We start from the raw sequence: 918 nt of genomic DNA, 5'->3' as shown, positions 1-918 counted from the left end.
CTGCCTGAAGAGACGGCGGTCTCCCCCGGAAGGTCCCACAACCCCGCACACGCAACGCCCGCCGGCTATCACACGCGCACGGTTTAGCCTCCTCCGCTTTCGCTCACCACTACTCACGGAATCACTAAATTGTTTTCTTCTCCTACGGGTACTGAGATGTTTCACTTCCCCGCGTTACCACCAACCGCCCTATACATTCAGACGGCGGCAACACCACATGACTGGTGCTAGGTTTCCCCATTCGGACATCCCCGGATCAACGTCTGGTTGGCGACTCCCCGAGGCTTAACGCAGCCTCCCACGTCCTTCATCGGCTCCTGATGCCAAGGCATCCACCGTGTGCCCTAAAAAACTTGGCCACAAAGATGCTCGCGTCCACTATGCAATTCACAAACAACAACCAGGCAAACCAGCCCACCCCACCACCAAACACCCCCACCCCCCACATCACGGAGGAAGGCGGAAGCCGGTATGGCAGGAGACCAGCCCCAGAAGGACAACAGACCCTTCACCAAGCAGCCACCGCAACAACCGCGGTGGCCAGGCGAACGGTCCGTTCCCTCAGGACCCAACAGTGTGCCCGAACCAACCAAGCCCCGCCGGATGCTTCCCCACTCCGCCGACCTCCCGTGAAGGAGACCCGCGGCGGTACTCACCCCGGCAGCCGAACCCGGCCGATCCGAATAACCAGTGCTCCACTAATGAGCTCACCGAGCAGGGAACACGCGTCCCTGAACCCGGCATGGACCAAACCCTCAGACTCACCACAACGGGTGAACCCATCAGGGCCGGCCGGTGCTCCTTAGAAAGGAGGTGATCCAGCCGCACCTTCCGGTACGGCTACCTTGTTACGACTTCGTCCCAATCGCCAGCCCCACCTTCGACCGCTCCCCCCACAAGTGGTTGGGCCACGGGCTT

2 rRNA genes are annotated in these 918 nt (G+C 61.2%); both read right to left on the bottom strand.

Annotated features, from left to right (window positions below):
* Positions 1-359: ribosomal RNA gene (locus tag HHX33_RS34680) — 23S ribosomal RNA — on the bottom strand; the annotation flags it as partial.
* A 447-nt stretch (positions 360-806) separates the two neighbouring features.
* Positions 807-918: ribosomal RNA gene (locus tag HHX33_RS34675) — 16S ribosomal RNA — on the bottom strand; the annotation flags it as partial.

The organism is Microbispora sp. H10670, from assembly GCF_014161385.1.
Taxonomy (GTDB): Bacteria; Actinomycetota; Actinomycetes; order Streptosporangiales; family Streptosporangiaceae; genus Microbispora; species Microbispora triticiradicis.
This window is presented reverse-complemented; position numbering and strand designations above follow the sequence as displayed.